15 protein-coding genes are annotated in these 17,482 nt (G+C 61.1%); 10 read left to right on the forward strand and 5 right to left on the reverse strand.

Annotated features, from left to right (window positions below):
* Positions 1-87: 87 nt before the first annotated feature.
* Entirely contained in the window at positions 88-900 is an 813-nt protein-coding gene (locus AB5Z14_RS01685; protein ID WP_368130005.1) for an HD domain-containing protein, read from the forward strand.
* On the opposite strand, the gene AB5Z14_RS01690 is transcribed toward AB5Z14_RS01685, so the two are convergent.
* From AB5Z14_RS01690 to AB5Z14_RS01700, 3 genes are read right to left on the reverse strand one after another with little or no spacing between them, the layout of a single operon-like run.
* Positions 897-2,102, reverse strand: coding sequence for an FAD-binding protein (locus tag AB5Z14_RS01690; protein ID WP_368130006.1), 1,206 nt, complete (start codon positions 2,100-2,102; stop codon positions 897-899). The genes AB5Z14_RS01685 and AB5Z14_RS01690 overlap by 4 nt on opposite strands.
* Positions 2,103-2,918 (reverse strand): electron transfer flavoprotein subunit beta/FixA family protein, encoded by an 816-nt coding sequence (locus AB5Z14_RS01695; protein ID WP_368130007.1) that lies wholly within the window; start codon positions 2,916-2,918, stop codon positions 2,103-2,105.
* 2 nt (positions 2,919-2,920) lie between these two features.
* The gene (locus tag AB5Z14_RS01700; RefSeq protein WP_368130008.1) at positions 2,921-4,522 is read right to left on the reverse strand and encodes an FAD-binding oxidoreductase; all 1,602 of its coding nucleotides are present in this window, start codon (positions 4,520-4,522) and stop codon (positions 2,921-2,923) included.
* 346 nt (positions 4,523-4,868) lie between these two features.
* Between AB5Z14_RS01700 and AB5Z14_RS01705 the strand changes: the two genes are divergently transcribed.
* The 9 genes from AB5Z14_RS01705 to AB5Z14_RS01745 all read left to right on the forward strand — a co-directional run bounded on the left by AB5Z14_RS01705 (position 4,869) and on the right by AB5Z14_RS01745 (position 14,615).
* On the forward strand, positions 4,869-5,165 hold the full coding sequence (locus tag AB5Z14_RS01705; protein WP_368130009.1) for a hypothetical protein: 297 nt from the start codon (positions 4,869-4,871) through the stop codon (positions 5,163-5,165).
* A complete protein-coding gene (locus tag AB5Z14_RS01710) occupies positions 5,162-5,671 on the forward strand; it encodes a hypothetical protein (RefSeq protein ID WP_368130010.1) in 510 nt (169 codons plus the stop codon). The genes AB5Z14_RS01705 and AB5Z14_RS01710 overlap by 4 nt, the downstream gene beginning before the upstream one ends.
* A 90-nt stretch (positions 5,672-5,761) precedes the next feature.
* Positions 5,762-6,361, forward strand: coding sequence for a hypothetical protein (locus tag AB5Z14_RS01715; protein WP_368130011.1), 600 nt, complete (start codon positions 5,762-5,764; stop codon positions 6,359-6,361).
* On the forward strand, positions 6,345-6,602 hold the full coding sequence (locus tag AB5Z14_RS01720) for a hypothetical protein (RefSeq protein WP_368130012.1): 258 nt from the start codon (positions 6,345-6,347) through the stop codon (positions 6,600-6,602). Before AB5Z14_RS01715 ends, AB5Z14_RS01720 begins: the two co-directional genes overlap by 17 nt.
* A gap of 42 nt (positions 6,603-6,644) precedes the next feature.
* Positions 6,645-8,075: a hypothetical protein gene (locus tag AB5Z14_RS01725; RefSeq protein WP_368130013.1), complete on the forward strand. Its 1,431-nt coding sequence runs from the start codon at positions 6,645-6,647 to the stop codon at positions 8,073-8,075.
* Positions 8,076-8,124: 49 nt separating this feature from the next.
* Positions 8,125-8,910, forward strand: coding sequence for a DUF554 domain-containing protein (locus AB5Z14_RS01730; protein ID WP_368130014.1), 786 nt, complete (start codon positions 8,125-8,127; stop codon positions 8,908-8,910).
* A gap of 89 nt (positions 8,911-8,999) precedes the next feature.
* A complete protein-coding gene (locus AB5Z14_RS01735; RefSeq protein WP_368130015.1) occupies positions 9,000-10,760 on the forward strand; it encodes a TerB N-terminal domain-containing protein in 1,761 nt (586 codons plus the stop codon).
* Entirely contained in the window at positions 10,753-12,057 is a 1,305-nt protein-coding gene (locus AB5Z14_RS01740) for an ATP-binding protein (RefSeq protein ID WP_368130016.1), read from the forward strand. The genes AB5Z14_RS01735 and AB5Z14_RS01740 overlap by 8 nt, the downstream gene beginning before the upstream one ends.
* 116 nt (positions 12,058-12,173) lie before the next feature.
* On the forward strand, positions 12,174-14,615 hold the full coding sequence (locus tag AB5Z14_RS01745; protein WP_368130017.1) for a DEAD/DEAH box helicase: 2,442 nt from the start codon (positions 12,174-12,176) through the stop codon (positions 14,613-14,615).
* A 26-nt stretch (positions 14,616-14,641) separates the two neighbouring features.
* Here the strand turns inward: AB5Z14_RS01745 and AB5Z14_RS01750 are convergent, their stop codons facing one another.
* Together AB5Z14_RS01750 and AB5Z14_RS01755 are read right to left on the reverse strand one after the other, a co-directional pair.
* Positions 14,642-15,520 carry a spermidine synthase gene (locus AB5Z14_RS01750; protein WP_368130018.1) on the reverse strand — a complete coding sequence of 293 codons (879 nt, stop codon included), beginning with the start codon at positions 15,518-15,520 and terminating at the stop codon, positions 14,642-14,644.
* Entirely contained in the window at positions 15,521-17,428 is a 1,908-nt protein-coding gene (locus tag AB5Z14_RS01755; protein WP_368130019.1) for an elongator complex protein 3, read from the reverse strand.
* Positions 17,429-17,482 lie beyond the last annotated feature (54 nt).

Genomic DNA, 17,482 nt, shown 5'->3' on the forward strand with positions numbered 1-17,482 from the left:
CGATGCGGCAGAATTATCGTCCGACGGCAACCGAGTTCACCTACAATTGCCACCGGATCGAAAGACACAACTTTTTAGGAAGTCATTATGACAGCTATCGATCGAACGCGGGCAGCCGGGGCCTTCAAGACCTATACCGATGCCTACGATGCCACCAATCCGCGCATCGCACTCAAAATCGAGCACACCTATCACGTGGCGGAAACGTGCGATGCCGTGGCGCGCGAGCAGAACTGGTCGACAGAGGATATTGACCTGGCCTGGCTTTGCGGCCTGCTGCACGATATGGGCCGCTTTGAGCAGCTGCGACGCTGGGACACCTTTAAAGATGCCGAGAGCATGAGCCATGCGGCGCTGGGCGTCGAGGTCCTCTTTGGCGAGAATCCCGCCGATGCACCCGCCGCAACGAGCATCCGCGACTTTATTGACGGTCCGGTGGAAGACGAGCTCATTCGCGCAACCATCGCCTATCACAGCGATTTTCGCCTGCCGGCGCAGCTCAATGAGCGCACACGGCGCTTCTGCGATATCGTGCGCGACGGCGATAAAATCGACATTATGCGCACCATCGCCGACAGCACCGTCGAAACCATCCTCAAAGTTGATGAGGATACGTTTCTTGCCAGTCACTTCTCGGCGCCGACACTCGCCGTCTTTGACGAGCATCGCTGCGTTGCACGCGATGAGCGCAACGAGCCCGCAGACTTCCTGGTAGGGCTCATCTGCTTTATGTTTGAGCTCGTCTATTCGGCAAGCCGTGCTCTGGCGCGCGAGCAGGGCGATATCTACCGCCTGCTCGACGCGCCCTTTGGCATTACGCGGCCCTTCACCGATCCCGCCACGCAAGCGACCTGGGAGCGCCTAAAGGGCGAGATGCGCGACTGGCTGGCGCGTGCCTAGCGCTCAAGCTGGGCCAGCAGCTCCTCGACGACCTCGACGGCGTCGCCGACAACCTTGTACTGGGCGGCGCCAAAGATGGGGGCATCCGGGTCCTCGTTGATGGCGATAATGCGCTCCGCCCCACCGATGCCGGCAAGATGCTGGATGGCGCCCGAGACACCGATACTCACGAGAAGCTTGGGCGAAACGGATACGCCCGTCTGGCCAATCTGATGGCGGTACTCCAACCAGCCGGCCTCCACGACAGGGCGCGTGCAGCCAAGCTCGGCGCCCAGAGCTTCGGCAAGCTTTCTCATCAGCGGCAGGTTTTTCTTGGAGCCGATGCCGCGGCCCACCACAACCAGGCGCTCGGCATCGGCGATCGAGGCCTGCTGTCCCCACTCCTCGGCAGGGATTGAGATCTCGACACGGGCCTTGGCGTCTTCTGCAAGCGTCACCTGGGTGATCGTGCCGGAACGGCCATAGTCAAAATCGGGCGCCTTAAAGATGCCGGGACGCACCGTCGCCATCTGGGGACGGTGATTGGGACAGACGATGGTGGCCATCAGGTTGCCGCCAAACGCCGGACGCGTCTGTTGCAGCAGCCCCGTCTCCGTATCCATCGAAAGCACGGTGCAGTCGGCCGTAAGGCCCGTCTGCAAACGCACGGCAACGCCGGGTGCCAGTTCGCGGCCAAAAGCGGTCGCGCCGTACAGAATGGCCTCGGGCTTGCGCTCGGCCACCAAATCGCAGATCAGACGAGCGTAGACTTCCGCGTCGTTTTGACGCAGGCGCTCGTCGCGACAGACCATAACTTCATCCGCGCCGGCGCAGACCAGATGCTCCAGTTCCCCAAGTGAGCTCTCGGGGCCCATGCCGACCAGCGCCACCAGACGGCAGCCGCGGGCATCGGCAAGCTCGCGGCCCTTGCCCATGAGTTCATAGGCCACGGGAGCCACCGTATCGTGCTCGTCGGTCTGCACGAATACCCAAATGTCTCGAAATGCATCAAGGTCCGCCGCGCCGGCGGCCTCGTCACGCTCGATCGAGATAGCGTTGACAGGACAGGCATCGACGCACCCGCCGCACAGAACGCAGCCGTCGGTCACGCGGGCACAGCGGTTGGGGCGCTCGCCCTCCACCACAATGCCGCTCGAGGCGCAGGCGCGAACGCAGCGACCGCAGCCGATACAGGCTTCGCTATCGATAATCAGTCCGCTCATCTATGCCATCCCCTCGATAATCTTTGCAAGTTTTGCCGCCTGCTCGGACGCCGTTCCCTCAACAGCCTCACACGTTTGGTCGCGGTCGGGCACAAACGAGCGGACGACCTGCGTCGGCGATCCGGCAAGGCCACAACGCGAGGGATCGGCATTCACGTCGGCAGCACTGACCACGCGCACGTCCGCCTCCTCGGCCGCACGAATACCGGCGATGCTCGGCATGCGCAGCTGACCGATCTCTTTGGCGGTCGTCATCGCACACGGCATCTCAAGATAGACCGTCTCTTCACCGGCATCGCATCCGTGGACGAGCGCCAGTGAGCCACGCGTCGTAAAGCCCGCGCTCTGCACGCAGCTCACGTCGGTCACGCAGGGAATCTCGAAGGCGCCGGCAAGCTCGGGGCCGATCTGTGCCGTATCGCCGTCCACCGCCATCTTGCCGCAGATAAGCAGATCGAAGTCCTCGTCAAGCGCCTCGATGCCGCATTTGAGGGCATAGGTGGTGGCCAGGGTATCGGCACCTGCAAAGGCGCGATCGGTTAGCAGCAGCGCGTCGTCGGCGCCACGTGCGATGCAGTCGCGCAGCAGCGATTCGGTCGCGGGAATACCCATCGACACCACCGTCACGCGAGCATCCATGCCAAAGCCGATAAAGTCGTCTTTAAGTGCCAGCGCGCACTCCAGAGCGCTCGCGTCAAAGGGATTGATGACTGCCTGCTTGCCATCGCGAACGATGGTATTGGTCTTGGGGTCCATCTTGACCTCGGTGCTACCCGGCACCGCCTTGACGCACACCACCATACGGAAATCGCCCATGGTTACGCGCCCCCTTTCTGGACGAGTTCATCCAAGAGCTTCTCCGAAAACAGGTTGCCACGGCCCAGTTGCCCGGCAGGATCAAGTTGCAGCTTGAGCCGCGCCGATTCAACCATGGCCTCGTGGCCGTACATCGTTTCCAAAAAACCCGCCTTGATCTTGCCGACGCCATGCTCGGCGGAGACGGCGCCGCCCATAGCCGTGACCTCGGAGGCCCACTGGGCAAACAACTCGCCGCCGCGGCGGTAATCCTGCGCATCGCGCGGCAGGATGTTTACATGCAAGTGGTTGTTGCCGATATGCCCCCAAGCGGCAGACTCGAGCCCGCTTTCGGCCAACGTGCGGCGATAGAGCGCGACAACGTCGGCCAGGCGTGCGTTGGGCACCGACATGTCCGAGCCCAGCTTGGTAATGGTGGGGTCGGTGCGGCGGCGCTCGTCGATGAGCATATTGACGCTCTCGGGCACTGCATGACGGAAGAATCGCTGGCATTCGCGATCGACCTCGGTGCGCGCGACCCATGTCGCATCGTCACGGCCGCCCGCAAGCTCCAGCACCCATCCCAGGTGATACAGTTCCTCAGTCGCCTGCTTCTCGTCATCGCAGTCGAGCTCCACGTAGACGCAGACCTTGGCGTCTTTGTCGAGCGCCGGCAGCGAAGAAAACGCCGTCGACTGCTCGCGCTGGCGGCGCAGGATATCCAAAGCCCCAGCATCGAAATACTCGATGGCTGCCGCGTGGGACAGGACGGGGCGCACGGAATCGGTGAAGGACACGGCCTTGTCTTCGCTATCGAAAAAGCAGCTCACACCCCATACGACCGCCGGTGCCGGCTGCAGGGTAATCTCGAGCTCGGTGATGACGCCGAGCGTTCCGCAGGCACCGATAAAGAGGTCGATGGCATCCATATCGTCCGCGACGAAATAGCCTGAGGCATTTTTGGTCTTGGGCATGGTGTAGGTGGGAAGATCAAGCTCGAGCGCACGACCTTCCGCCGTCACGAATGACAGGTGGCGGCCCTGGGCAAAAACTTCGCCACGCCGAAGTTCGAGCAGGTCACCGTCGGTCAGCGCGACGTGAAGGCCCGTAACGTGCGGACGCATGGGGCCATAAGCGTAGCTACGGGCGCCGGAAGCGTTGCATGCCGCCATGCCGCCCAGGCAGGCAGATGCCTCGGTGGGATCGGTAGGAAAGAACTGCTCGGGGGCTTCCTGGAATTCCTCGTAAGCCTTAAGCGAAGCCTGGTCCCAACCTGCGGTCGGAAGTACCTTCTTGCCCAGCTGCTTGCGCAGCTCAGACAGCACGACGCCCGGCTCCACGCGAAGCAGAAAGCGTCCCTGCTCATCGCGGCGAAGGCCCAGGTAGCGATTCATGCGGGAGGTGTTGAGGATGTGGCCGCCATGGGGCACGGCGCCGGCAGCGAGACCCGTTCGAGCGCCCTGGACAGTCACCGGGACACCGTCGACATGGAGCTGCCGCAGGATGGCGCGCGTCTCGTCTTCCGATGTTGGAAACGAGATGCTCGAGGCCTCGCCCGACGAGCGAGACTCGTCGCGGCCGTATTCCTCGAACTCATCGGTGAAGGGTTTGATGGTTGCAGACATGCAGAACTCCCCTTTAGCTAACTACAGTGTTTGCAGGGAGATGTTACCGCATCGTTTCGTTGACGTGTTCGAGACCGTCTCCATAATTGAGGATTTTTACGTCCGTGCAATTCGGCGAGCGGCTGCTAGATCTCGGCAGGCGATGTTTTTGACACATATCGCTTCGCCACCAACGATCGCGAAATTGGCACTCGAAAAATGTTGAAGTATTTTTTACCACCTGCTACCTGCGGCGATGCAAATCCGTCAAGCATTTGGTCAGCTTTTGGTCAAGTAGCGGCTGATACGGTCGGCATCGACAGCCAAAACCAATGGAAGTTTTGGCCCCAGAAGCAGGGAGGTTCCCATGGCATATTACTGGCCCCAGTACGGCGTCGCCATCGAAGTCGACGACGATCCCCATCTCCTGCCTTTCGAAGAAGAGGCATTCCCCGACACGACGGTCTACCACGTCACTACCGATGTGATCTGCGACCCCGAGTCGTTCTCGGCACTCGCCCACCACATCGCACGCATCCACGACATCGAGCTCCCTCCCGACTTCGATGAGCTTGTCTACTCGCGCCGCCTGATGCTTCACATGCTCTTTGGAGCGGACCCGTCCACGTTCGCACGCGTCTACACCGCCAAGGACGCCGCATGAGCACGAAGAAGTTGCCCCAACTCGCGAGTCAGGGACATCGCAAGAAACTCATCGCTATCTGTTTGGCTATCGTCTGCGCCCTCGTCGCCGTAGGCTTGTACGCCTGGCAGTCGCAGCCCGTACCCGAAGCGGGCGCCTCGGTCACGACGGCCGAGGGCAAATCGCGCCAAGAAATTCAAGATGAGCTCGACGCCATTGTCCGCGACAACATGATGACGATCTCGGTCGCGCCGGTCGCCCAGCTGCAGGAAGGCGGCAAGTTGCGCGTCAACGTGCAAAACGTCCAGGACAACAAGTTCCCCCAGCGATTCCGCGTCATTCAAAACGACGAGACCATTTATGAGTCCGGCATCGTCGAAACCGGCAAGACGGTCGAGACGTGTCCCGCCGGCGACATCGAGGAAGGTGAAGCGTATATCGAAATCCAGGCACTCGACACCAAGACCCATGACAACCACGGCAATCCGACGCGCGTCAAGGTCCGGGTGGAACAGGCTGAGAACTAACCCCTAACGCCCGCTGCGTCATTGCGCGCGGCCACCAACACTCGTCCAATCATCGCGGGGACGGCCCGCGGCGAATAGAAAGGAACGACCATGGACATCACCAGGAACATGAACGGAGCCAGAGCACTCGTCGTGGGCGCAGGACTGGCGCTCGCGCTTGCAATGGGCGCCTCCCCGACGCCAGCCATGGCAGCCGGGCGCGTTGGAACCACGAAGGTAATGGTCAGAACCGAGATCGACAACGTTAATTTCAAAGTTCCGACGGTTATTCCGTTCGTCGCCAAGGCCGACGGCACGCTTCAGGGCCCCTCAGAAGACGCGACCACCATCGACAACCTTTCGGCCTACGGCATCCATGTCACCAACATGAAGATCGACGCCATGAACACCTGGACCATTGCCGCCGATGCCAAGGCCGGGACCGCTCAGAACTCCATTGACTTTAAGGTCGGTCCCGATGGCGCGCTCCAAGACGCCAGCGCCGCAATGCAGGGAACTGGAATCGATCTTTCCAAGAACGCAACCTTTGACATGGGCTACCAGGGTATTGCCGGCGGTTCGGACAAGATCAAGCTCAAGACGAGCGGAAACGTCGCCCGTGTCACACGCGATATCTTCCACGCAACCGGCGAAGGCGATCAGGTTGCAACGATCACCTGGACGGTCGAGCCCGGTGCGCACACGGCATAAGGCGATCGCATTTGTCGCCATCGTCGGCATCTTGGCGCTCGCGCCGGCAGCAGCCTTTGCCCAACAAGAGCAGGCGCAGGCCGCCACGCAAGTGACGGTCGACCTCTCGGGGCTCGACCGCGGTGACCACCAGGAACCATTGGCGCAAACGGGCGACGAAAAGCAGCTCTTGGCAGCAAGCGTCGCTGTGGCAGGCGCGGGGGCCGCCGGACTCGGCCTGCACATTAAACGCAGCCAGTAACCAGACACAGACAGGTCACACATAATTAGGTAAGGAGACCCCATGGCATCGAAAAACCTTTTGCCCGTCGTCGCACTCTGCGGCGCGCTCGCAACCGGAATGCCTGTCGCCGCTTGGGCGACCCCCGTCATGGCGGACTCCTTGCCGGTAGCCCTAAGCCCCGCACCAGACCCGTCGAGCACCATCATGTGCAAGCGATTTTCGCTCAAGCAGGCCACGATCCTGACCTCGGGATGCCTTCGCCGGAATACGGACGCCTCGATAGTCGTGGATATCGAGCGCTCGAATAAGGAAAACGAATCCCAGGCAGGTTGTGCCGTCTGCACATGGCATTCGGTTGTGCTTGATGCAGATGACGATCCATGCGATTTGGAGCTGCGCATCGACATCGCTTCGATCGATGACTCGGCGAACGGAGCGAAGGTCGCCTTCGACAGCACGTTTTTCGAGAAAGGAGGCGGCATATGTCTGGGCTGCGCCGCCGCGAATGCAGACGATGCGCAGCCCACCCTCTCATTCACGGCATCGTTGCGGCTGACCAAGGCCGGCACCGATGCCATCGCGGCGGGAGAAGCGTCCCTGCTGTTCTACGCCGTCAGCACCGAAGACACAGACATTCATTTCGAGAAGTCAGCCGGGGCACTCAGCCTTACGCGAGGGACGAAAGCAGGCCCCATTGAGATTGATGCCCACGCGCTAGGCAGGCAATGCATTCTCGCCGACCCGGCGCTTCTTGAAATGGAGTGGAACGGATCTGGGGCCGTCGGGATTGTCCCCTCCGCGCTTGGAGCCAAGACGCTTCCCTCAAACGAAGGACCCAGCAACGCAGCCATAAAAGAAGAAGGCGCAGACAAAGAAGCGGGTGCAGGCGACACGCTGGCGCTGACAAACAGCGTCCCGGCTTCTTTCGAAACACCGGACGAAACCGTTGCCAATCCAAACGATTCCGAGCTCGCGGACAGCCTAGGGCTTGCCGATCCCCAAGAGATTGATGAGGGCAACTGCTGCGTGCTTGCCGCGCTCGACCACACAGAGATTATCGATGCCGCGAACATCGAAGTTGCCGCCGCCAATCAGCCCGTCCGCAAGTCGGCCATCATCGCATTTCCCGAGTCCGTCGAGGTCGTCTTTTTGCCATCGGGCGAGGTTGTGGCCCCGACACTGCTCACCTTGCTGGGTGCTAAGAATACTCGAAACGAAATTAAAAAGATCACGGTTGTCGACCCTGCAACTACCGCCAAGCTGCGTCTATACGCCGTTGCCCCAGACGGAAGCAAGACCCTGGAATTCGATGGCGACACGCTCCTGGCCTGGCGGCGTCTGGACATTATGCAAGACGTCTCGTATCAGATCGAACTCGAAGGGTTTGATCGAGCCCGCGATGCCAATATCATCGCCGCGGCTATTGAATCCCCGCAGCGACTTATGACACTGCGCTTTGACTACTATCCCTATGTCCCGACAACTACCTGAGGCTTAAATGCTGCGCGTCGTTTCTAATACCACTTATATAACGTATTAGATGAGTCGCGATGTGCCTCGCATTCCGTTCTGCTACGATTGCCACGTTGGCATCAATACGGGAGGGCTCATGCCGGGCTTGGGAACAATCATCAACGTTGTGCTTTTGATTGCGGGCGGTCTTTTGGGATTAGCGGGCGGTCGCTTTATCACACCGCGCATCCAAGACACGCTCATGAAAGCATCGGGGCTGTGCGTCCTGTTTATCGGCCTGGGCGGCACCATGCAAAAGATGCTCGTCATCGACGGCGGCGCCCTGTCGACCACCGGCACCACCATGTTGATCGTCTCATTTGCGCTCGGCTCGCTTATCGGCGAGGCCATCAACCTGGAGGCCGCCATCGAAAACCTTGGCGAATGGCTCAAGCGCAAAACCGGCAGCGAGGGAGACAACGAGTTCACCAACGCCTTTGTCTCTGCATCGCTCACCGTGTGCATCGGCGCCATGGCCATTGTGGGATCGATTCAGGACGGCCTGCTCGGCGATTGGTCCACGCTCGCCCTGAAGGGTGCACTGGACTGCATCATCGTCTGCACCATGACGGCCTCGCTCGGCCGCGGCTGCATCTTCTCGGCCCTGCCTGTCGCCGTGTTCCAGGGAACGATCACGCTGTTTGCCGGTGCGCTCTCCCCCATCATGACCGCTGCGGCCCTCGACAGCCTCTCACTCGTGGGGTCCATGCTCATCTTCTGCGTCGGCGTCAACCTTATCCGACCTCAGACCTTCCACACGGCCAACATGCTCCCCGCCGTCGTCATAGCCGTCATCTACGCCCTCCTGTTCTAAGTCTATCTACATAGCAGTATCTCGAACATCTGTTTGATGCTGTGCTATGATATGAGGTCACCGACACCGTATAGGGAGAGGAGAGGGCGGTGGCCGACCAAGACGTCAAGATGCTCATCGAGCGCATTATGGCCGAGGCCCGGACCCATCAGTCCGCCCGCTTCTCAAACAAAATCTATGCTGACGAGCCGATTCTCAAGACCGGCCGTCAGATGCAGAACTTCCTCCCCGACCAGTACCGCAAGATGCGCGAGATATCGCGCTGGCAGGATGATCCCAAGGGCGGCGCGGGGCGTTGGTTATCGGAGGCGGAGCTCTTTTACCGTCAGGGCCTGCTGATGGCCGACTTCGAGGACGATTGCCCCTACAACGGCACCTTTAAGTCGTACTTTCCTACCTACAACGCCATGAGCGACCGGCAGCTGCGCGGCTACTTTACCTGGCGCGCCCAAGTGCGCCGTGGCAATATCGAGGAGACATCAACCTCATTTGCTTTTCTGTATCTCTACGAATTGATCTGCGGCATTGGCGTAGATGATCCGCTCGACGGCTTTGACAAGATCAAGGCCTTTTGGGATGCCTATCGCGCCTTTGAGCCCGGCATCGACCGGTTCGCACGCGTGTGGTTGCAGGATTACGCTGTATTCCACGGGCTCGACCCCAAGCTGCTACACGACTCTAAAACCGTTGCATTCGACAACGCCCTCATCGAGCTGCGCCATGCAGTGCGAGACCTTGTACCCGCGTCGGCGCCGTCGGACCAGGCCCCCAAGCGTCGCAAAACTTCCGAGCCCACGATCCCCCTTCCGCCCAACGAGGCGCGCGAGGAGCGACTCATGGCCGCCATCAATGCACTCTCCACGTATAACCTCAATAACTCAAGGCTCGACCGTTCCCACCATCGCGACCTTCGCCACGTGGCATGCGCCGTATATGTCCGCATGGCGCGCTACTATGACACGCATCGAAAGACCGGCATCGTAGCGAGCTTGTTTGGGGAGGAGACGGCCATGCCCTACACCATGTTTGCCTCGGCCGTGTTCTTTGCGCCCGAGCGCCACGAGGACTGCGAATATCGCTTGGACCCCATCCATATCTATCGTTGCCAAAACGGCTTTTGGGAGTGCATGCGCATTCACGGCAGCAGGCAAAAGAGCAGCAAGCTCGGCGAGATGATGCGTGCCTGTGATCAGCGCTTGCGCTTGGCGCTAGATCCCGCCCATCCCCTTAAGGAAGAAAAGGTCCCCAAATATCTGGCCAAGATCATCGACGATGAGATCGTGGCATGGCTTTCGTGGGATGCCGCACACCAGCCCGTCAAGATCGATATCGACCTGAGCCAGCTGGGACACATCCGAAGCGCCGCTGCACAGACGCGCGAGGCGCTTTTGATCGACGAGGAACGCGAGGACGACGCGCTTGAGGATGCCGAGGCGGCAGGCCCTGGGAAGCCAGAAGCCAGGCCCATGACCGAGGCGATTGTCGAGCCGGTCGCGGCGCCCATGGAACAGGACGAGGATGACGAGCCGACCATCTCCACCGAGCAATTTGGCGTCGTAGCCCCGCTCCTCGCACCAGCACCAACACCCGCGACGGCCGCGCCCGCCGACATCACGTCCGCACTCGCCCCCGCCGCAGAAGATTATCTTCGCGCGCTGCTCGAGCAAAACGCGGCGCAGGCGGAATCGGCGGTAGTGCAATCGGAGCAGAGCGAGGACATGCTCGTCGATACCATCAACGAGGCGCTCTTTGACCTGGTGGGCGACACCGTAATTGAATTTAGCGCGGCAGGGCCGCAGATTATCGAGGACTATGAAGCAGACGTGAGAGGATACCTAGACCATGAGTGATACCGCATCCGCAGCACCTCGCGTGCCCAAGCGCGTCGCTGCCGTCATTCTCAACTCGCTCAAGGGCGGCGTGGTCCCGCGCATCGGCCTTCCTTACATCACCGTAGGACGCGAGGTCGAGATCCGCGCCCTGCTCACCGATCTGAGTCTCATCGCCGACGGTGGCGCGAGCTTCCGCTTTCTGGTCGGTCGTTACGGCGCCGGCAAGAGCTTTTTGCTCCAGACTATCCGCACGCACGCCATGGGCGAGGGATTCGTCGTCGCTGATGCCGACCTGTCGCCCGAGCGCCGCCTGCAGGGCGGTCAGGGACAGGGCCTTGCCACCTACCGCGAGCTCATCCGCAATATATCGACCAAGACGCGCCCCGAGGGCGGTGCGCTCAACCTTATTCTGGATCGCTGGGTCGCCTCGTGTGCCGACGTCGACGAGTCGGTCGTCAATGCCCAACTGGCCCCGCTCGAGGAGATGGTCCACGGCTTCGACTTCACCCGTATGCTCCGCCGCTACCGTGCGGCCGTATCCGAGGGCGACGAAGAAGCTATGAGCCGTGTGACCAAATGGATTCGCGGCGAGTACCGCACCAAGAGCGAGGCTCGCGCCGAGCTGGGCTCCTCGACCATCATCAGCGATGACGACTGGTACGACTACGTCAAACTCATCGCGCGTTTTTTGGTTTGCAGTGGCTACAAGGGCATGCTGGTGCTCATCGACGAGCTCGTGAATCTGTATAAGATTCCCAATGCCATCACGCGCCAGTACAACTACGAGAAGATCCTGACCATGTACAACGACACACTTCAGGGCAAGGCACAGTACCTGGGCATGATCATGGGCGGCACGCCAACCTCCATCGAAGACCGCCGCCGCGGCGTGTTCTCCTACGAGGCTCTGCGCAGCCGACTCGCTCAGGGTCGCTTTGCGCGCGAGGACCTTAAGGACATGCTCGCGCCCATCATCCGCCTGCAGCCACTCACCTACGAGGAGCTACTGGTGCTCATCGAAAAACTCATGCAGATCCATGCCGGCTACTTTGGCTGGACGCCCACGCTTGCCGAAAACGACTTGGTGGACTTTCTCAAGATTGAGTTCGGCCGCGTGGGAGCCGATACGCACTTGACGCCGCGTGAGGTTATCCGTGACTTTATCGAGCTGCTCGATATCCTGTGTCAGAACCCCGATGCAAATGTGGCCGAGCTGCTGCAAAGCGTCGGCGGCGACGCGCTGGCGCCGGCAGCCGCAACAGGCGACACCGGCACCGCAGGCGGCGACCGCAACTTCGCCGAGTTCACCATCTAACCTACCAAAAAGGGACAGGTTTATTTTGGCAGGTTTTATCTGGGCAAACGTTGAAGCAGTAATGCAGCAAGCCGTTGCCAGCCGCGTTGAGAGATTCGATGTTGAAAGGAGGCCCCGTGAACGCCTTTGACCGCTACGCCCCGTTTATCCAAGACTTCATCTACTCCCACGATTGGGAGAGCCTACGCTCTATCCAGGTTGCAGCAGCTGATGCCATCTTTAATACGCAGGACAATGTGCTCCTGACGGCATCCACGGCTTCCGGCAAAACCGAGGCAGCCTTCTTTCCCATCCTGACCGAGTTTTGGGAGAACCCGCCCGCAAGCGTGGGCGCCCTCTACATCGGCCCCCTCAAGGCGCTCATCAACGACCAATTCGTCCGCCTCAACGACCTATGCGAAGAAGCCGATATCCCCGTCTGGCACTGGCATGGCGATGTCTCGCAGTCACACAAGGCCAAACTCATCAAAAAGCCGGGCGGCATCCTTCAGATTACGCCCGAATCGCTCGAGGCGCTCCTGATCCATAAGCACATGGCGATCCCGCGCATGTTTTGCGACCTGCGCTACGTCGTCATCGACGAGGTTCATTCGCTCATGCGTGGCGACCGCGGCGGGCAGACGCTCTGTCTTATCGAGCGCCTCTCGCGCATGGCAGGCGTGCAGCCCCGCCGCATTGGCCTTTCGGCCACCATCGGCGACCCCGAGCGCACGGGTGCCTTTCTCTCGCAGGGAACGGGACGCGACTGCGTTATCCCCCGTTTTGAGGAACCGCGTCGCGTGTGGCGCATCTCCATGGAGCACTTCTACAACTCGGGTCCCCAGGCACAGCAGCGGGGATTCGAGAGCACGGGTCCTCAAGAGGCCGAAGTGCTTGCGTGCGAGCGCATCGAGGCGGCATCCGCGGCACTGCCCGCCGGCGCCCAAGACATGCGTCACAGCGGACAGCTCACACAAGAGGAGCGCCGTCAACGTCGTGAGCGGGCACGAGGCAAAGCCGCTCCCAAAGACCGTCGCACTTCCTCGGCCCCCGAGGGCGAAGTCGACATCCCACGAGCGACCGAGCAGGCGCTTCTCAACCCCACCGACACGGCGCCCGACAACGCCGACCCCGGTATGGGCTATATCTTTGAGCATACGCGCGGCCGCAAGTGCCTGGTCTTTGCCAACTCGCGCGAGGAGGCAGAGGCCGTGTGCTCCATGCTGCGTAGCTACTGCGAGAACCGGCACGAGCCCGACCGTTTCCTCATTCATCACGGCAATCTTTCGGCATCGTTGCGCGAGACGGCCGAGGAACTCATGCGCGATGAGGAGCAGGCACAGACGACCGTCACCACCTCTACGCTTGAGCTCGGTATCGATATCGGCCGTCTGGAGCGTGCCTTCCAGATCGACGCGCCGTTTACCGTTAGCTCCTTTTTGCAGCGAATGGGCCGCACGGGACGCCGCGACCTTCCACCCGAAATGTGGTTTGTCATGCGCGAGGAAGAGCCCGAGCCGCGCACGATGATGCCCGAGACCATTCCGTGGAAGCTCCTGCAGGGCATTGCGCTCGTACAACTCTATCGCGAGGAAAAGTGGGTCGAGCCGCCCGAGCTCGATCGACTCCCCTACAGTCTACTCTACCACCAGACTATGTCGACGCTTGCCAGCACCGGCGAGCTCACGCCAGCAGAGCTTGCCCAGCGCGTGCTCACACTCAGCTATTTCCATCGCATCTCGGCCGATGACTATCGCGTATTGCTGCGTCACCTCATTAAGATCGACCATATCCAGGTCACCGAGGGCGGCGGACTCATCGTGGGTCTCGCGGGCGAGCGCATCATCAACAACTTTAAGTTCTACGCCGTATTCCAGGAAAACGAGGAGTTCACCGTTCGTAGCGAGTCGGCCGAATTGGGCACGATCGTCAACCCGCCACCGCCCGGTGAGCGCATCGCCATCGCCGGACACTGCTGGATTGTCGAGGAAGTGGACTGGAAGCGCCACACCGTCTTTGCCACGCAGGTCAAGGGTCGTGTGCCGGCCTACTTTGGCGACTGCCCCGGTGACATCAACACACACGTACTCGAGCGCATGCGCCAGGCGCTCAACGAGCACGCGACATATCCGTACCTCATGGGTAACGCACGGGCTCGCTTGGCGCAGGCTCGTCATACGGCCGAGATTTCGGGGGCGGGAACTAAGCCGCTCATCAACCTGGGTGGCGACACCTGGGTGCTCTTCCCCTGGTTGGGCAGCTACGCCTTCCTAGCACTCGAGCGCGTGCTCAAGATTAAGTGTGCCGCGGAGCTGGGCCTTCGCGGACTCGACCCGTCACGTCCGTACTTTATGCAGTTCAAGATGAAGGCCGACGAGGAGACGTTCTTTGAAGTGCTCGCCGCCGAAGCCGAGAAAGACTTCGACCCCATCGACCTCGTCTATCCCGGCGAGGTGCCTTACTTTGATCGGTACGACGAATTCGTTCCAGAAGAGCTCGTGCGCAAAGGCTTTGCCGAAGGCGTGCTCGACATCGAAGGCATGAAGCAGCGCGTTCTCGGCTGGCGCGACCACACCTAAGACCAGTCTTTTTGGGACGGGGAGACTTATTTGTCGTGAAGGACGGTGCCGAGGAAGTCGGTGTCGAAGGGCACGGCTTCGGCAAAGGCATAGTCGCCGTCGCTGGCGATGAGCAGGTAGTTCTCCTCGCCGCCGAACTTCGCATCGCCGCACGGGACCACCCAGGCATGGGCGAATACCTCGAGTGCCGTGGCAGCGCAGTCGCGCAGGAACGTCACGTCGCTCCCCTCGTTTGCGCTCACGATATTGGCGACGTAGACACCACCAACATTTAGGCTGCCCCGCACTAAACGCAACGCCTCAACCGTCGCCAACTCGCGTACGGGCTCGGCACCGCCAAAGCAATCGCTCACAACGACGTCGTAGCGACGATGGCCCACGCTCGTCACACCCAGATACGAGCGAGCCTCAGCGGTAATCACCCGCAGGCGATCGCCCACCGCGTGCTCCAGTTCATCCAGATAGAACCAACGGCGCGCCAAGCGCGTTATCTCTCCGTCATACTCGATGACGTCCATGCGCAAGCCCTCGTGCGACATCAGGGCGAATTTAGGATAGGCAAACCCGCCGCCGCCCAGCATAAGCATGCGGTCGATACCGTGACCATAAGCGTCGCGCATCGCATCCTCGGCCTCAAACACGTCGTCAAACGCGCGATAGTACGCAAAGACGGGCTCCGCCCAGCGCTCGCCAACGTAACTCGCGCTTTGGTAGACGCCGCCTTGCACCAATACGCGGACTTCGTCGCCGCCCTCGTCGTGCACGCGTTTCACACGCGCCAACCCATTGCGGGTTCGCGCAACCTGCAGACAGGCAGCACGAACAGCGACAGCGGCCGCACCAAGCGCCGCGGCTCCCAGAGCAACGCCGGCAACGACGCCGGCAGAAACACTCGGCTTGTTCATCTAGAGCTCCTTTTGCAGATAAAGGCCATGGTCATAAAATCCAAGATGGCGATAGTACTCGCGTGTGCCAATCGCGCTAATCACGTTGATACGCGCATAACCCGCATCCCGGGCAATCTCGCACGCACGCTCTACGAGCAAACGCCCCAACCCGTGATGCTGCGCCGCCTGGCCCTGGTCGCCCACGCGCGCCGCCATGCCATACACGTGCACCTCGCGAATCATCGCCTCGTCCGGCGTCGTCGGCAACTCGTCCGCATGTGCGGCAACAAACGAATGGTCGGGCAGCGACAACCGCAAAAAGCCCGCGATCTTGCCCCGCGGCGTCACCCACTGCAAAAAGCGCTCGTAAGTCACCGGCGTCTCGTACGCTACTTCCTCATCAAGAGATAGCTCATCCAAGTCGGCACCCGCCGTGCTGATCTCGCGATAGCGAATCTCACGCACCGTCGCACCGTCACCCCGAGCAGCCAGGCGGTTCTCGACGAGCTGACGCAGGTTGGGCTTCTTGTTGCCCACCATGATGTCATCGGAACTAAAGTCGCGAATCATGCGGCTGATGCGGCAGAACGCCGGCGTCACCACGATGTCATCGGCCAGCACATCGAGCAGTTCTTCCTCGGTATAGGGGCGCCACTCGCCGCGCTCGCAGCAGCCCACCAGGCGCGAGCCCTCGATGAGCGCACACGGGTAGACTTTGACCTCGTCGGGCATAAAGGCCCCCTCGGTCATAAAGCGCTCGTAGTCGCGCTTGTCCCCCTCGGGTGTGGCGCCCAACAAGTTGAGCATAAAATGAGCGTGGATCTTAAAGCCAAACAGGCGCGCGAGCGAAAACGCCCGCTCGATCTGTGTCACCGAAATGCGGCGCTCGTTGATATCGAGTAGATGCTGGTCAAGGCTTTGGATGCCCATCTGTATCTTGGTGCAGCCCAGGCGGCGGATGAGCGTGAGCGCCTGCGGCGTTACGGCATCGGGGCGCGTCTCGATAACGAGTCCCACCACGCGATGCTTCGCCGTCTCGTTAATGCGCTGCTGACGCTCGAGTTCCTCCATCGTTGCCGTCTGCCACTCGGTGACCTCGCCCCACGGCGTACCGGGGCCGTACAGACGACGCACCGCACGGTTATAGCCGCCCACGGCAGCATCCACACGCCCCTGCTCGTCGGCAACGCCGGCAGCGAGCTTGGCCTCGTCAGCCGCAATGCCGGCAGCCCGATAGCGCTCGCGGCGCTCTGTTACCACCGGCGGCAGGGCATCGGCGGGAGCGTCATCGAGCAGGCGCCCCGCCTCGGCACGGCTGATGCCCGGACGCGCCAACATGGGGTTTGCCGCCACGCCGGCGACGGCATCGTCATTGAGCGCACGGAAAAGCTCGGACATAAACCACGTCTGATACCCTTGCGGATAGTCGCTCCAGGTGCCACCGAGCACGATAAGCTCGATCTTGTCGGTCGCATGCCCCATCTGCGAAAGTGCGGTCAGGCGAGCGCTCACCTGCAAATACGGGTCAAAGCAGTTTTGCTCCGCACGGGCGCATGCCGGCTCGGCATGCAGATAGCTTTTGGGCATGCGCAGATCGTTGGGGCAAAACAGGCAATCGCCCGAACAGGGCCACGGCTTGGTGATGACGGTAATGGTCGCCACGCCCGAAGCCGTGCGGCGCGGCTTCATGCGCAGCACCTGCAGCAGCTGACGCTCCAGCTCGGCATCGACATTCCATCCAGCCCAACGAGCCGGCTTCTCACGTTTAACCCGCTGGTAGAACGGCAGCAGACGGCGCTTGGCCAGATCTCGTTTGTCGGCACCCTCACGGCGCGCCTCGGCATGTATCAGTTTGACGAGCGCCTTGTCGTCCACGGTCTCACCGCGACGCAGAGCCTCGAGTATGTTCAAAATAATCTGTTCCATGCCCCCATTGTAAAGGCAAAGGCGCCGGAGCCGATCTCGGCTTCGGCGCCTTCA

The sequence above is a fragment of the Collinsella aerofaciens genome (assembly GCF_040910265.1).
Lineage (GTDB): Bacteria > Actinomycetota > Coriobacteriia > Coriobacteriales > Coriobacteriaceae > Collinsella > Collinsella aerofaciens_BK.

Excerpts from the sequence above, each read along its gene's own strand:
- AB5Z14_RS01685 (WP_368130005.1), top strand. The coding sequence starts at position 88 with ATGACAGCTATCGATCGAACGCGGGCAGCCGGGGCCTTCAAGACCTAT.
- AB5Z14_RS01690 (WP_368130006.1), bottom strand. The coding sequence starts at position 2,102 with ATGAGCGGACTGATTATCGATAGCGAAGCCTGTATCGGCTGCGGTCGC.
- AB5Z14_RS01695 (WP_368130007.1), bottom strand. The coding sequence starts at position 2,918 with ATGGGCGATTTCCGTATGGTGGTGTGCGTCAAGGCGGTGCCGGGTAGC.
- AB5Z14_RS01700 (WP_368130008.1), bottom strand. The coding sequence starts at position 4,522 with ATGTCTGCAACCATCAAACCCTTCACCGATGAGTTCGAGGAATACGGC.
- AB5Z14_RS01705 (WP_368130009.1), top strand. The coding sequence starts at position 4,869 with ATGGCATATTACTGGCCCCAGTACGGCGTCGCCATCGAAGTCGACGAC.
- AB5Z14_RS01710 (WP_368130010.1), top strand. The coding sequence starts at position 5,162 with ATGAGCACGAAGAAGTTGCCCCAACTCGCGAGTCAGGGACATCGCAAG.
- AB5Z14_RS01715 (WP_368130011.1), top strand. The coding sequence starts at position 5,762 with ATGGACATCACCAGGAACATGAACGGAGCCAGAGCACTCGTCGTGGGC.
- AB5Z14_RS01725 (WP_368130013.1), top strand. The coding sequence starts at position 6,645 with ATGGCATCGAAAAACCTTTTGCCCGTCGTCGCACTCTGCGGCGCGCTC.
- AB5Z14_RS01730 (WP_368130014.1), top strand. The coding sequence starts at position 8,125 with ATGAGTCGCGATGTGCCTCGCATTCCGTTCTGCTACGATTGCCACGTT.
- AB5Z14_RS01740 (WP_368130016.1), top strand. The coding sequence starts at position 10,753 with ATGAGTGATACCGCATCCGCAGCACCTCGCGTGCCCAAGCGCGTCGCT.
- AB5Z14_RS01750 (WP_368130018.1), bottom strand. The coding sequence starts at position 15,520 with ATGAACAAGCCGAGTGTTTCTGCCGGCGTCGTTGCCGGCGTTGCTCTG.
- AB5Z14_RS01755 (WP_368130019.1), bottom strand. The coding sequence starts at position 17,428 with ATGGAACAGATTATTTTGAACATACTCGAGGCTCTGCGTCGCGGTGAG.